This window comes from Ruegeria sp. G12 (genome assembly GCF_056533565.1).
On the sequence record NZ_JBQFOO010000006.1, the window covers coordinates 66,717 to 80,752 of the forward strand.

The 14,036-nt window shown below is 60.3% G+C and carries 15 protein-coding genes; 8 read left to right on the forward strand and 7 right to left on the reverse strand.

Annotated elements, in window-relative coordinates; all coding sequences use genetic code 11:
* Positions 1-36: 36 nt before the first annotated feature.
* The 4 genes from ACR0JN_RS14385 to ACR0JN_RS14400 all read right to left on the reverse strand — a co-directional run bounded on the left by ACR0JN_RS14385 (position 37) and on the right by ACR0JN_RS14400 (position 3,236).
* Positions 37-444 carry a DUF934 domain-containing protein gene (locus ACR0JN_RS14385; protein WP_480886525.1) on the reverse strand — a complete coding sequence of 136 codons (408 nt, stop codon included), beginning with the start codon at positions 442-444 and terminating at the stop codon, positions 37-39.
* The gene (locus tag ACR0JN_RS14390) at positions 441-1,202 is read right to left on the reverse strand and encodes a phosphoadenylyl-sulfate reductase (RefSeq protein WP_480886526.1); all 762 of its coding nucleotides are present in this window, start codon (positions 1,200-1,202) and stop codon (positions 441-443) included. Before ACR0JN_RS14390 ends, ACR0JN_RS14385 begins: the two co-directional genes overlap by 4 nt.
* Entirely contained in the window at positions 1,192-2,856 is a 1,665-nt protein-coding gene (locus ACR0JN_RS14395; RefSeq protein WP_480886527.1) for a nitrite/sulfite reductase, read from the reverse strand. The genes ACR0JN_RS14390 and ACR0JN_RS14395 overlap by 11 nt, the downstream gene beginning before the upstream one ends.
* A 65-nt stretch (positions 2,857-2,921) precedes the next feature.
* The gene (locus ACR0JN_RS14400; protein WP_480886528.1) at positions 2,922-3,236 is read right to left on the reverse strand and encodes a DUF2849 domain-containing protein; all 315 of its coding nucleotides are present in this window, start codon (positions 3,234-3,236) and stop codon (positions 2,922-2,924) included.
* Positions 3,237-3,412: 176 nt separating this feature from the next.
* On the opposite strand from ACR0JN_RS14400, the gene ACR0JN_RS14405 reads away from it, so the two are divergent.
* Positions 3,413-3,892, forward strand: coding sequence for an Lrp/AsnC family transcriptional regulator (locus tag ACR0JN_RS14405; RefSeq protein WP_480817014.1), 480 nt, complete (start codon positions 3,413-3,415; stop codon positions 3,890-3,892).
* A gap of 6 nt (positions 3,893-3,898) precedes the next feature.
* Here ACR0JN_RS14405 and ACR0JN_RS14410 read toward each other — a convergent pair whose 3' ends face one another.
* Complete coding sequence (locus ACR0JN_RS14410; protein WP_480886923.1) at positions 3,899-5,080, reverse strand: cytochrome P450; 1,182 nt, start codon at positions 5,078-5,080, stop codon at positions 3,899-3,901.
* Between the two features lie 47 nt (positions 5,081-5,127).
* On the opposite strand from ACR0JN_RS14410, the gene ACR0JN_RS14415 reads away from it, so the two are divergent.
* From ACR0JN_RS14415 to ACR0JN_RS14445, 7 genes are all read left to right on the forward strand, one after another.
* Positions 5,128-6,861, forward strand: a complete 1,734-nt coding sequence (locus tag ACR0JN_RS14415) for a sensor histidine kinase (RefSeq protein WP_480817013.1) — start codon at positions 5,128-5,130, stop codon at positions 6,859-6,861.
* Positions 6,858-8,087 (forward strand): sigma-54-dependent transcriptional regulator, encoded by a 1,230-nt coding sequence (locus ACR0JN_RS14420; protein WP_480886529.1) that lies wholly within the window; start codon positions 6,858-6,860, stop codon positions 8,085-8,087. The genes ACR0JN_RS14415 and ACR0JN_RS14420 overlap by 4 nt, the downstream gene beginning before the upstream one ends.
* Positions 8,088-8,451: 364 nt before the next feature.
* The gene (locus tag ACR0JN_RS14425) at positions 8,452-9,453 is read left to right on the forward strand and encodes a DctP family TRAP transporter solute-binding subunit (RefSeq protein ID WP_480886531.1); all 1,002 of its coding nucleotides are present in this window, start codon (positions 8,452-8,454) and stop codon (positions 9,451-9,453) included.
* Between the two features lie 115 nt (positions 9,454-9,568).
* Positions 9,569-10,246: a TRAP transporter small permease gene (locus tag ACR0JN_RS14430; RefSeq protein WP_480886533.1), complete on the forward strand. Its 678-nt coding sequence runs from the start codon at positions 9,569-9,571 to the stop codon at positions 10,244-10,246.
* A complete protein-coding gene (locus tag ACR0JN_RS14435; protein WP_480817009.1) occupies positions 10,246-11,622 on the forward strand; it encodes a TRAP transporter large permease in 1,377 nt (458 codons plus the stop codon). The genes ACR0JN_RS14430 and ACR0JN_RS14435 overlap by 1 nt, the downstream gene beginning before the upstream one ends.
* 147 nt (positions 11,623-11,769) lie before the next feature.
* Entirely contained in the window at positions 11,770-12,081 is a 312-nt protein-coding gene (locus tag ACR0JN_RS14440; protein WP_480817008.1) for a DMT family transporter, read from the forward strand.
* Positions 12,082-12,149: 68 nt separating this feature from the next.
* The gene (locus ACR0JN_RS14445; protein WP_480886535.1) at positions 12,150-12,596 is read left to right on the forward strand and encodes a nucleoside deaminase; all 447 of its coding nucleotides are present in this window, start codon (positions 12,150-12,152) and stop codon (positions 12,594-12,596) included.
* A 2-nt stretch (positions 12,597-12,598) separates the two neighbouring features.
* Here the strand turns inward: ACR0JN_RS14445 and tpiA are convergent, their stop codons facing one another.
* Entirely contained in the window at positions 12,599-13,348 is a 750-nt protein-coding gene (gene tpiA, locus ACR0JN_RS14450) for a triose-phosphate isomerase (protein WP_480886537.1), read from the reverse strand.
* A gap of 107 nt (positions 13,349-13,455) precedes the next feature.
* Entirely contained in the window at positions 13,456-13,821 is a 366-nt protein-coding gene (locus ACR0JN_RS14455; protein ID WP_480886538.1) for a HesB/IscA family protein, read from the reverse strand.
* Between the last annotated feature and the right edge of the window lie 215 nt (positions 13,822-14,036).

Consider the following 14,036-nt stretch of genomic DNA (forward strand, 5'->3'; position numbering starts at 1 on the left):
TCGCCCCCTTTGTTCCACAAGCTGGCGATTGCGGTTTCAGCCGCGCAAGCGGGCCTGATAGTTGTTTTCTTTCCAGTTTGCGCGGGCCAGCCACTGATCTTCGGGCTGGCGGGTCGCCAGATCGTCGTCGATTTCAACCTCATCAAACCCGCTACGCCGGGCCATCGCGTATTGGTCAGCCAGAACGTGCCCCTTGGCGCGCAGGCGGCCTGTAAAGCCTTTCATGCGCAGAACACGGGCGATGGTGAAACCGCGCCCGTCTGCCGAGGACGGGAAGTCCACCCGCACCATCTGCGCGCTGCCCAGCCGTTCAACCAATTCATCCGGGTCCGTGTCCGAGGCCACATCCAGCGCGACCACGTCATTGGCGGCGTCGTCCAGCGTGACAAAGCCGTCGGTCCAGTCATCGGGCGCGAACCCGGTATCCGATACGATTACGTTCATGTTTTCTCTCCAACGCGCACCATCTTGCCGTCGACAAAATGGATGCCGCATTCTTCCTTGTTCTGATCGCGCCAGCGCCCGGCGCGGGGGTCTTCGCCCTCTTTGACTGGCGAGGTGCAGGGCGCACAGCCGATCGAAGGGTATCCTTTGGCGACCAGCGGATGCCGTGGCAGGTTGTTTTCCTCCATATAGGCGCGCACGTCCTCGGGTGCCCAATGGGCCAGCGGGTTGACCTTGATCCGGCCGGTTCCATCCTCGACCTCAAAGAAATCAAGCGCGGCGCGACTGCCAGCCTGAAATCGTTTACGCCCGGTGATCCAGCCGTCGTACCCGGCCAGAGCCTGCTGCAGCGGAAACGTCTTGCGCAGGTTGCAGCACGCATCCATGTCCCGCAGGCGTAGTGCGCCATAGGGGTCATCGCGCTGCACGTCTTCTTCATCGGCGCGGATGATTTTGACGTTGCGCAGTCCCAGACGCTCGCTGACCTCCTGCTGGTATTCCAGCGTTTCGGTGAACAGCATTTGGGTGTCGATGAACAGCACCGGTGTCATCTTGTCGACCACCGCCACCATATGCAGCAGCACCACCGACTCGGCCCCGAAGCTGGACACCAGGGCCAATTCGTCAATCTCTTCAATGGCACCGTGCATCACGTCATGCGCGCTGTGGTGCCGGAACCGGGCGTTCAGCGCCTCGACCCTTTCGGTCAGTTCGCTGCGATCCTTGCCCAGTTCCGTCTGGATCAGGTCAAGCGGCATTCGCCTGAGCCTCGGGGTAGAGGGCCGCCTTGAACGGGGCCATGCCGACGCGGCGGTAGGTTTGCAGGAATTCTTCCTCGGCGCTTTCGCGCTGTTGCAGATAGGTGTCGACGATGCGCTCGACCGCAGGCACGATCTCATCATAGGCAAAGCCCGGACCGGTGCGGTCGCCGATGGCAGCCGTTTCCGTCCCGTCGCCGCCCAGCGTGATCTGGTAGTTCTCGACGCCCGCGCGATCCAGACCCAGAATGCCGATATGGCCCACGTGGTGGTGACCACATGCGTTGATGCAGCCCGAGATCTTGATCTTCAGGTGACCGATATCGTGCTCCAGCTTCAGGTCTTCGAAGCGGGTCGCGATTTCCTGCGCCACCGGGATTGAGCGGGCCGTGGCCAGCGCGCAATAGTCCATGCCGGGGCAGGCGATGATGTCGCTGATCAGGCCGATATTGGCGGTCGCCAACTCGTACTCTTTCAGCTTCGCGTGGATAGCGGGCAGGTCCGATTTGTGGACATGCGGCAGGATCACGTTCTGTTCGTGGCTGATGCGCAGTTCGTCATAGGCGAATTCTTCGGCCAGATCAGCCATGACGCGCATCTGCTCAGCGGTCGCATCACCCGGCGTTGCACCGTGTTTCTTGATCGAGATCGTGACAATCGCGTGGTCCGCGTTCTTGTGCGGTGCGATGTTGGTGTCGACCCACGAACGGAAAACCGGATCGTTGGTATAGGCGCTTTCGAACGAGGCAACCGAACCCTTGCGGAAATCAGGCGCAGCAAAGTGCGTCTTGATCTCGTCCAACAGGGCCATGTCAGCGCCTTTGAACTGCGGGCGAACCTGCAGGAAACGCTCGTTGACCTTGGCGCGGATGGCGTCGATGCCATGCTCGTGCACGGTGATCTTGATGCGCGCCTTGTACTTGTTGTCGCGGCGGCCGATCTGGTTCCATACGGAAACGGTGGCTTCCAGGTAAGCCAGCAGGTCGTCAAAGGCGACGAACTCGGACAGTTCCTTGCCGATCATCGGCGTGCGACCCAGACCGCCGCCCACGATCACGCGGGCGCCCAGAACGCCGTCACGCTCAACCAGTTGCAGGCCGATGTCATGTGCTTTGATCACAGCACGGTCGTTTCCCGAGCCGGTGATGGCGATCTTGAACTTACGTGGCATGAACTGGAATTCCGGATGATCAGTCGACCACTGGCGCAGCAGTTCTGCATAGGGGCGAGGGTCGGCGACTTCATCGGCGGCGGCACCGGCGAAATGGTCGGCGGTCACGTTGCGAATGGTGTTGCCCGAGGTCTGGATGGCGTGCATGCCAACCTCGGCCAGCGCGTCCAGCATATCCGGCACGTCTTTCAGCTTGGGCCAGTTATACTGAATGTTCTGACGGGTGGTGAAATGGCCGTAGCCCTTGTCCCACTTTTCAGCCAGCAGAGCCAGTTGACGCATCTGCGCGCTGGACAGCGTGCCATAAGGGATCGCGACCCGCAGCATGTAAGCGTGCAGCTGCAGATACAGGCCGTTCATCAGGCGCAGGGGTTTGAATTCGTCCTCGGTCAGCGAGCCGTCAATACGACGCTCAACCTGCGAGCGGAACTGTGCGTTGCGTTCTGCCAAAAATGCTGTGTCGAACTCGGAGTAGCGATACATGATTAGCTGTCCTTAGTTGCAGCCCCGAACTATGGGGCCTTGAAGGGGAGAGAGAGGACCAGAGGTCAGGCCCGGGGCTGCGTTACTGTTTCCTGCTTGCCGTGGGCATAGTTCGATGGCCCGGTGCGGCGAAAATCCTCGCGGAAATGGGTCGGCTCGGGGCCGTTTTTGCCTGCGATGGCGTCGGCCAGATAGGCCCCCACGATCTTGTTCGCCTGACGCGCGGCATCCAGCAGACGCACCTGCGCATGGGCCTCGTCCGTGATCAATTCCGCGTCCGACAGGTCGCGCGACCAGCGATCATCCTCGGTCTGGTAGATCACGTCACCTTCCAGCAGGTCATTTGCCGTCACGACTTTGGGTGTGAATGCGCGGGCCATCAGGCGAGCTCCTTATTGAATACGTCAGCAGTATGTTTGTTGCAGACGTGGTGTTATTTGACTTGCAATATAGGAAATATTCCCGGTATCACGCCATATACACGGATAAATAAGAACATATGTTCTAAATAATCCGCCTTATGGAACGTTGGTTTCAAAACGGAAAGGAAATTGGAATGGCGGTGCGGATAGATGACACAGATCGGAAAATTCTGGCCGAACTGCAGCGTGACGCCAGTCAGTCGCTGGACGAAATAGCCGCTCGGGTGGGTAGTTCCAAGACACCTGTCTGGAATCGTATCCGCAAGCTGAAAGGGGCCGGAATCATCGGCCAGCAGACCGTTTTGCTGGACGCCGAGGCGCTGGGGTTCGAGGCTACATTTTTCGTCCTAATCCGGACCTCTGAGCATGAGGCGGACTGGCAGCGAAGATTCCTAAAAGCCCTGCGCGACCACCCCGAAGTGCAAGAGGCGCACCGCCTGGCCGGTGACATCGACTATATTCTGAAAGTCCGGGTCAAGAACGCGCGGGCCTATGACCAGTTCTACCAATCGCTAATCTCAGAGGTGCGGGTGCACAACGTGACGGCCCTGCTGTCGATGGAAGAGATCAAATCCACGACAATGCTGCCCCTGAACGCGTTGGTCGAGGGGTAAGCAGAGTCAGATTTCGACCATCAGCCGTGTGAGCCCATGAAAATGGTAGGTGTCTGAATACTCGGGCGACTCAGCCAGCCGCAGGTCAGGGCATCTTTCAAACAGCATGGGCAGGGCAATGCGCATCTCAAGCCGTGCCAAAGGCGCGCCGACGCAGAAATGCAGGCCACCGCCAAAGCTGCTATTGGTCTGGATCGGACGCGTGGGATCGAATCTGTGCGGATCGGGCCAGACTGCGGGGTCGCGGTTCGCAGCCCCCAGAAGCAGTGCAACCTCATCCCCACGCTTGAATTCATGCCCGAAGATTTCGACATCCTCATACGCGTAGCGTGTGAACATGTGAAGCGGAGGGTCCTGTCGCAAGATCTCCTCGACAGTGTTGTCGATGGTCTCAGTGGTCAGAGCCTGCGCACCCTCGCCAGAGTCCTGCAGGGCTTTCACGCCATTCCCCAGAGAATGCACCGTCGCCTCGTGCCCCGCATTCAGAAGCAATATGCAGGTGGCGATCAACTCGTCATAGGACAGCTTTTCGCCTTCTTCCTCGGCGGCGATCAAGCGGGTGATCAAGTCATCTCGGGGTTCGGTTCGGCGCAGCTCGATATAGTCGCCGAGGAAATCCGTGAATTCTTGCGAGGATTGCGCGGCGCGGTCTTCAATGTCCCGCGTGCGCCGCGCCTGATACATCGCGACCATGTCGTGGGACCAGCGCAGAAGTTGAGGGGCCATGTCCTCGGGCACTCCCAAAAGACGGCAGATGGTGATGACGGGCACCTGCGTGCAATAGGCATCCAACAGGTCGAAGGGTTCAGCCGGGAATCGGTTGATCAGGTCGTGACAAAGCCCTTCAATCGAAGGCGCAAGGTCCGAGATGGCGCGCGAGGTGAAGGCCCGCATGACCAACGCGCGCAGGCGGGTATGGCGGGGTGGTTCGATCTCAAGCAGCGACAGGTTTTCGACCTCAAGCCATGGGGCCAGATGGTCCGGGCCGGGGCGGGCAAGCTCGGGCGGGACTTCGCGGCCAAAGCGTCGGTCTCGAAAGAACGCACTGACCGCCCGGTGGGAAACGGCGGCGATCAGGTCGTAATCGCTCCAATACACCAGATCGCCAAAGCCCCGTGCCGTGTCGTAAAACGGGTAGGGGTTTTGCACGAAACCCGGCTCGGTCGGGGATTGCGACAGTGTCTTCATGCGGCGCAGACTTGCCATATGGCGCGCTGAATGCAAGACCCTAGGATATGCACAGGATTTGGATCATAGCCGGTTTTCTGTTTGCCGTCGGGCTGTTGTCGGCCTCGGTCTGGTCTTACGGGTATCGGCAAGCGCTGTTCCAACTCAGCGAAAAGGCGGAAGCCGATCTGGAATTGGCTGCGGACCGGCTGAGCACGCAGATGCAGGTCTATCAGGAACTGGCGGTGTTGATGGCCAATCATCCGGCGCTGCGCGATCTGGAAACTCCGGCCCAGCAACAAGCGGCGCGGGCGATGCTGCTAGACGTGGCTGACAAGACGGCGGCGGCGAACATGATGTATTTGGGTCGGAACGGTCAAGTTCTGGTCGCGGCGCAGCCGGTGACGCATCGCAGCATGGCCGAGCACCCCGCGTTTCAGCGCGCCTTGCAGGGCGCAATGGGCAGCGCGCATGGAGTCGAGCCGGGCAGCGGCGACCGTACCTATTCCTACGCGGCCCCTGCCTTTGGCCCCTCGGGGCAGGTCGAGGGCGCTTTGATGGTTGTGGCCGATGTGCAGGATGTGGAACAGACCTGGCGCGGCAGTACCGAGGCGGTGTTCTTTATCGATGCAGACGGGATCGTCTTTATCTCGAACCGGTCTGATCTGCTGTTCTGGCACCGGGCCGAGGGCCAGCGCGGGCTGACGCCGCCCGAGGGCGAGCCGGTCGAGTTCGCCTCGGATTGGGTCGGCGGGCATGAGTTGTGGACCCTGAACTGGGGCCGGTATCTGCCGCGCCACGCGCTGCACCTGACGCTTGATCTGCCGGTCATCGACATGACCGCCGAGGTTCTGGTGGATGTGGCCCCGGCCCGGCGTCTGGCGGGGCTGCAGGCGGCAACGGTGGCTGCGATATGTCTGGCCTTTGGTGCGCTTCTGTTTCTGGCGACCGAGCGCAGGCGGACGCTGGCGCAGGCAAACGCGGTTCTGGAAAGCCGGGTGGCCAAGCGCACGCAGGACCTGACGGTCGCCAACACTGCCCTGCGCAGGGAAGTGGCCGAGCGGCAGGAAGCCGAAGCCGCGCTAAAGCGGGCGCAGGCGGATCTTGTGCAGGCGGGCAAGCTGAGCGCTTTGGGCCAGATGTCTGCCGGTATCAGCCACGAACTGAACCAGCCGTTGATGGCGATCCGTCAGTTTGCCGATAACGGAACGGCGTTTTTGAGCCGGGGAAATGAGGCCAAAGCGGGTGAGAACTTAGGCCGCATCTCGGACATGGCGGCCCGCATGGCGCGGATCATCCGCAACCTGCGAGCCTTTGCGCGCAACGAAAGCGAACCGATGGGCAAGGTCGATCTGGTTCAGGTGCTGAACTCGGCTGTGGAATTGACTGAAACGCGACTGCGGGATGAAGGCGTCGCATTGAACTGGGTCCCTCCGAACGCTCCGGTTTTCGTCTGGGGTGGTGAAGTGCGGCTGGTGCAGGTCTTCGTGAACCTGATCAACAACGCAACCGATGCGATGGTGGGCTTGCCGCGCCGTGAGGTCTCGATTGAATTGACCAAAGCCCCTCGGCCTCGTGTCTCGGTCCGCGACACCGGTCCGGGGATTGAAGACCCTGATCGGGTGTTCGAGCCGTTCTACACGACCAAAAGCGTTGGCACGTCCGAGGGGATGGGGCTGGGCCTGTCGATCTCTTACGGTCTGGTGCAAAGCTTCGGAGGTGATATTCGCGGCAGCAACACGCCTGAAGGGGCGGAATTCACGGTCGAACTTGAGCCATCCGAGAAGGAGGCCGCCGCATGATGCGCAAGGTTCTTCTGGTCGATGACGACGCCGCCGTGCGCGAGGCCTTGGCGCAGACGCTTGAACTGGCCGACTATCTGCCGGTCACCGCAGGGTCCTTTGTCGCCGCCAAGGATCAAATCCGGGCGGATTTCCCGGGCGTGATCGTGTCGGACATTCGGATGCCAGGCCGCGACGGGTTCCATCTGCTGTCCTACGCGCGTGATGTCGACCCCGAACTGCCGGTGATCCTTCTCACCGGTGAGGGTGATATCCCGATGGCCGTGCAAGCCATGGGGCAGGGTGCGTTTGATTTTCTGGAAAAACCCTGTGCGGCCTCTGATCTGCTGGACGTGCTGGAGCGGGCCTTTGCCGCGCGGTCTCTGGTGATCGAACAGCGCGCGCATAAATCCGAGCTTGAGCGCGGCGATCCTGCGGCGCGTCTGCTGTTTGGTCTGTCCGATCAGGCCGAGGCCTTGCGCGAACGTGTTCGTACCGTGGCCCCAACCGGGGCTGAGGTGCTTGTGACCGGCCCGGCGGGCAGCGGCATCTCGAAAGTGGCCGAGGTTGTGCACCTGATGTCTCCGGTCGGGCAGGGGCCGTTTGTCAAGCGCCCCGCATCCAGCCTGAGCGCCGAGGGTCTTGCGCAGGGGTGCGAGGACGCGGGCGGAGGCTCGCTGTTTCTGGATGAGGTTTCGGCCATGCCGCAGGCCACGCAATACGCGGCGCTGGAACTGATCGAGCAAGGGACTGAGGCGCGGATCATCGCGGGGACTACGGCAGACCTGTCTGAATTGTCGGCGCAAGGGCAGTTCAACGCTGATCTGTTCTACCGGCTGGACGTGATGCGCGTGCGCATTCCGTCCTTGTCAGAGCGGCCCGAGGATATCCCTGTGATCTTCCGTCACTATGTCGCTCAGGCCGCCGAACAGGCTGGTATCGCCGAGCCCGAAATCTCATCTGACTATCTGGCGGCGCTCATGGCCAGCGATTGGCCGGGCAATGCCCGGTCCCTGATGTCGGCGGCCATGCGGTTCGTTCTTGGCATGCCGGAAGAGGTGGCTGAGGCCGCCGATCTGGGGCTGAGTGAGCAGATGGCGCGGGTAGAGCGGTCTTTGCTGATTGCGGCGCTGGGGCGGCACAACGGCAAGGCCTCGGATGCGGCAAAGGCGCTGAAGCTGCCGCGAAAGACATTCTACGACAAGCTGGCGCGCTATCAGATCAGACCAGAGGATTACCGACGATAGGTGCCCTCCCGCCGCCTTAAGCCGCATTATCATGCGGTTAAAGGCGTTGGGCCCAGCAGACCGCTGACGCGGGCTGCGGTTGGCGTGGGGCGGTTGAGGTACGTGTTGGTTGAGCCGAATCGAAATCAGTGCGGAAATCCGCACAAACGATTTTCGGGCTGTGCGGGATTCCGCACAGTTTGGACCGCGGTGAAATTCAGCGAATCGCGGGTTTGTCTTAACTTGCAGATAATAAACAGAAAAATAGATCTCCCTCCCGGAGTCTGCAAAATGTTGTGTGAAAGGATTCGATTCGCTTCACTGCGCGCATCCGGCGTGAAACCCGCGCCGATGGGATGAGTTTAGAAGTCTGGGAGGAGAACAGATGAAAATCCTGACAACAGCCGCGACCGCTCTGGCGCTGACCGTCACCGCAACCGCAGGTTTTGCCGCCTGTGAAGAAGGTGAGATCGTCGTCAAGTTCGCGCACGTGACGAACACCGACAAACACCCCAAAGGCATCGCAGCGTCGCTGCTTGAGCAGCGCGTCAACGATGAGATGCAGGGCGTGATGTGCATGGAGGTCTATCCGAACTCCACGCTTTACAACGATGACAAGGTGCTTGAGGCGATGCTGCAGGGCGACGTGCAACTGGCCGCGCCATCGCTGTCGAAGTTCGAGAAATTCACCAAGCAATTCCGCCTGTTCGACCTGCCGTTCATGTTCAAGAACATCGAAGCGGTCGATGCTTTCCAGGCCTCGGCCGACGGTCAGGCGATGATGGACAGCATGCAGCGCCGTGGCCTGCAGGGGCTGGCCTTCTGGCACAATGGCATGAAGCAAATGTCGGCCAACAAGCCTCTGGTCGATCCTAACGATGCGGATGGTCTGAAGTTCCGCGTTCAGTCCTCGGACGTGCTGGTGGCGCAGATGGAAGCCATCGGTGGCAGCCCGCAGAAGATGGCGTTTTCGGAAGTGTACGGCGCGCTGCAGCAAGGCGTTGTGGACGGGCAGGAAAACACCTGGTCGAACATCTACGGCAAGAAGTTCTTCGAAGTTCAGGATGGTATCACCGAGACGAACCACGGCATCATCGACTATCTGGTCGTGACCTCGGTCGACTGGCTGGACAGCCTGGAGCCGGACGTGCGCGATCAGTTCATGACCATTCTGTCCGAAGTGAGCGAGACCCGGAACAAGGAAGCCTTTGCTGTGAACGAAGCGGCCAAAGCCTCGATCACCGACGCGGGCGGCATCATCCGTGAGCTGAACCCTGAACAGCGTCAGGCCTGGGTCGATGCGATGAAGCCGGTTTGGGACAAGTTCGCCGGTGACGTGGGTCAGGACAAGATCGACGCCGCGCAGGCCATAAACGCCGGGTTCTAACTCGAGCAGAGGCCGCGCGTCCGGGGACTGGGGAGTTATGGACGCGCAGGCCGGGCGGGCCGTTTAAAGGCCCGCCACAACTTACTCTCATCACCAAAAATGCGGGGACAGAAAGATGTCTGGTACGAATCCCGGCCATAGCGGGCTGATCGACCATGTCGAAGAGACCCTTATCGCGTTACTTCTAGGCCTGATGACGGTCGTCACCTTTGCCAACGTGATCGCGCGGTTTGTCTTTAATTCCAATATTTTGTGGGCGCTTGAACTGACAGTGTTCACCTTTGGCTGGCTGGTGTTGCTGGGCGCGTCTTATGCGGTCAAGAAGCACGCCCATCTCGGGGTGGACGCGATCCTGAACATGCTTGCACCGGCACCGCGCCGGATACTGGCGCTGATCGCGGTTGCCTGTTGTCTGGTGTTCTCGCTGCTGATGCTGAAGGGCGCATATGACTACTGGGCCGTTTTTGCCGATCTGCCGCCGACCTCGGGCCGCTGGTTCCCGACCGGGTTCAATTTCGATGCGCGCAGTCAGAGTTTCTACGAAGTTGACGACATCCCCATGGTTGCTCCGCTGAGGTTCCTCGAAGAGATGATCAACTACGGAGAGGGTTACGAAAAGCTGCCCAAGGTTGTGCCGTACTTTGTCCTCCCGGTGTCGATGCTGCTTCTGGTGATCCGTTTCGCGCAGGCTGCGGTGCAGATCTGGCGTGGCCAAACCGACCGTATCGTCGCCAGCCATGAGGTTGAGGACGAGATCGAAGAAGTGCGCGCTCTGCAAGGGGAGCATAAGTGATGGATGTTGTTCTTCTTTTCTCGATGGTCATTGGCCTGCTGCTGATCGGTGTTCCGATTGCGGTGGCGCTTGGCCTCAGCTCGACGCTGTTCCTGCTGATCTATTCCGACAGTTCGCTGGCCTCGGTGGCGGGCACCCTGTTCGAGGCGTTCGAGGGGCACTTTACCCTGCTGGCGATCCCGTTCTTTATTCTGGCCTCATCCTTCATGACGACGGGCGGCGTGGCGCGGCGGATCATCCGGTTCTCGATTGCCTGTGTAGGGCATCTGCCGGGCGGTCTGGCGATTGCGGGTGTGTTTGCCTGTATGCTGTTCGCTGCGCTTTCCGGGTCGTCTCCGGCCACGGTGGTTGCCATCGGTTCCATCGTCATCGCCGGGATGCGGCAGGTCGGCTATTCCAAGGAATTCGCCGCCGGTGTGATCTGTAACGCGGGCACGCTGGGCATCCTGATCCCGCCCTCAATCGTGATGGTCGTCTACGCGGCGGCGGTTGAGGTTTCGGTCGGGCGCATGTTCCTGGCGGGCGTCATTCCGGGACTGATGGCGGGTCTGATGCTGATGATCACCATCTATGTCATGGCCAAGGTCAAGAACCTGCCCAAGGGCGACTGGCTGGGGTGGGGTGAGGTCTTCACCTCGGCGCGCGAAGCCGCGTGGGGGCTGTTCCTGATCGTGATCATTCTGGGCGGTATCTACGGCGGTATCTTCACCCCGACCGAGGCCGCTGCGGTGGCCGCCGTCTACGCCTTCCTCATTGCCAGCTTTGTCTACAAAGACATGGGGCCGCTCAGCACGGAAGACGGGCAGCAGAACCTGCCGCTGATCAAGAAGCCTTATGCTCTGGTCACGGCGTTCTTCCACCCGGACACCAAGCACACCCTGTTCGAGGCTGGCAAGCTGACCGTGACCCTGCTGTTCGTCATCGCCAACGCGCTGATCCTGAAGCATGTGCTGACCGACGAGCAGGTGCCGCAGCACATTGCCGAGGCGATGCTGTCTGCAGGTCTGGGTCCTGTGACCTTCCTGATCGTGGTCAACGTGATCCTGCTGATTGGCGGTCAGTTCATGGAACCCTCGGGCCTGCTGGTGATCGTCGCGCCTCTGGTGTTCCCGATTGCCATCGAGCTGGGCATCGACCCGATCCATCTGGGCATCATTATGGTGGTAAACATGGAGATTGGGATGATCACCCCTCCGGTGGGTCTGAACCTGTTCGTGACTTCGGGCGTGGCCGGGATGCCGATGATGAGTGTCGTGAAAGCGGCTTTGCCTTTCTTGGCGGTGCTGTTCGTCTTCCTGATCATGGTCACTTATATCCCGTGGATATCGACCTTCCTGCCCAACACCTTCATGGGGCCGGAAATTATAACGAACTAGATACGTTTGAAACCGGGCGGAGAACTCCGCCCGGTTTTTTCTAGGGCCCTTGAAACGCCGGCTGGCGTTCTTAGGTAGAGGGCCGAGGACGACCTCTCCGTCATGGAAAGCGATTTCGGGACGACCCGAACTGTCGGGGGGTCTGTCATGGCTTGGATTTTTCTTCTTTTTGCTGGCTTGCTTGAAATCGTCTGGGCGGTTGCGATGAAGCAATCGGCCGGGTTCACACGGCTCTGGCCTACTGCGATCATGGGCGTGTCCATGGTGGGCTCGTTCGGCTTGCTGGCGCTGGCGATGCGGACATTGCCGCTGGGCACGGCCTATGTGATCTGGACCGGCATTGGCGCGGTTGGTGCGTTCCTTGTGGGTGTGATGCTGCTGGGTGAGGCGCTGACGCCCATGCGCATGGTGGCTGCGACCCTGATCATTTCCGGGATGATCGCCATGAAACTGGCCTGAGCGGGTAATTGACGGGGCCTCGGCGTTTGGGCAGGCTTGCGCCGAAAACAGCACCCGAGGCCCCGATTATGCTGACCGAAACCGATAGCCGCCTGCTGCGCATCGCCTATGAAGAAGCGAAGGCCGGGTTTGATGAGGGCGGCTGCCCCATCGGCTCGGTTCTGGCGCGTGGTGGTAAGGTGGTTGCGCAGGGTCGCAATCAGCGCGTTCAGCGCGGCGACCCGATTGCGCATGGGGAAATGGACGCTTTGCGCAAGGCAGGGAGGCAAAAGACCTATCGCGACACAGTGCTCTATACCTCGTTGTCGCCCTGCATGATGTGCGCTGGCACGATTGTGCAGTTCGGCATCCCACGCGTGGTCATCGGCGATACGCAGAACTTTGGCGGCAACGAAGATTTTCTGCGCGAGCGCGGGGTCGAAGTCATCCTTGCGGAAGACCCCGATTGTATTGCGCTGATGAAGCGTTTTATCGAAGAAAAGCCCGAGCTGTGGGCTGAAGACATAGCAGAATAGGCTCAGACGCTTTCCAGCGCCCCAATGATGCCCGAGAAATCCTCTGCTTTCAGGCTGGCGCCGCCGACCAGCGCACCGTCCACGTTTGACACCCGGAAAATATCGTTGGCATTGCTGGGTTTGACCGATCCGCCATACAACAGGCGAACTGATCGGCCCACGCCCTCGCCAAAGCGGCGTTCCAGACGGGCGCGAATAAAATCGTGAACCTCTCCGATTTCCTCCAGCGTGGGAACCTTGCCGGTGCCGATGGCCCAGATCGGCTCATAAGCCACAATCAGGTTCGCTCCGGTCGACTGATCCAGGATCGAGCCGGACATCTGACCGCCGATGATGTCCAGAGTGTTTGCTGCCTCACGCTGTTCCAAACTTTCGCCGACGCAGATAATGGCCTTTAGCCCCGCATCCATGGCCGCGCGGGCCTTGGTGCGGACGTCTTCGTTCTGTTCGCCATGATCCACACGCCGTTCAGAGTGCCCAAGGATGACGGCACTGGCCCCTGCATCCAAAAGCATCGCGGCGCTGACATCCCCGGTATGGGCACCCGAGGCCTCGGCGTGGCAATCCTGCCCGCCGATATCTATCCCTGTGCCCTCCGCAGCCGAGGCCGCGCGGTGCAGCAGAGTGGCCGGAGGGCATATCAGGATATCCACGGAAGGCGAGGGATGCATCTGCGCCAGCGCCTCAAGCTCGGTCAGCGCTGCGCCGGTTCCGTTCATCTTCCAGTTTCCAGCCGCCAGCTTGCGCCGCATATCCGTTTCTCCCTGACTGTTCGGTCGCTTAAACCGAAACGCTATTGGGACTCGGATAACACCCCCGGTCACGGGTTACAATTACGGTTGCCGTACTTGGGTAAGCGTCAGCCTTGCTGCGCGATGCTTTCGTCGAACTTGATGGATTCGCCGCAGCCGCAGGCATCGACCACGTTGGGGTTCTTGAACTTGAACCCGGACTCGAGCAGCGACACCTCATAGTCGATCTCGGTCCCGAACAGGAACATCTGGGCCATTGGGGCAATCATCACGCGCGCGCCGTCCTGTTCGACCACTTCGTCATGGGGATCAGCCTCATCAACGTATTCCATCGTATATTCCATACCCGCGCAGCCGCCTTTTTTGACGCCGATGCGCAGCCCGGCATGGCTGCCAGAGTTCATCAGCCGGGTAATCTGCTCAGCCGCCTTGGGCGTCATTGTCACGGCTTGTTTGCCGGGAATTCCGAACATTGTGGTCTCCGTTGTCGCGCGTTGCTACTAATTTAAGGTTGCTGAACCGCAGGCTCAAGCCTGCGCGTTGTCATGGCGCCAAATTTAGGCTTTGCATGGTGTTGGATATGTCCGCTGAACCTTTCCTTGCCTTTCAGGCAGGGATGGACTTAGCCTGACTGCAAGGCGGGTGTTTGGACCCGCGAATTGCCAACTAATTTCCGCGAAAGGTCAAA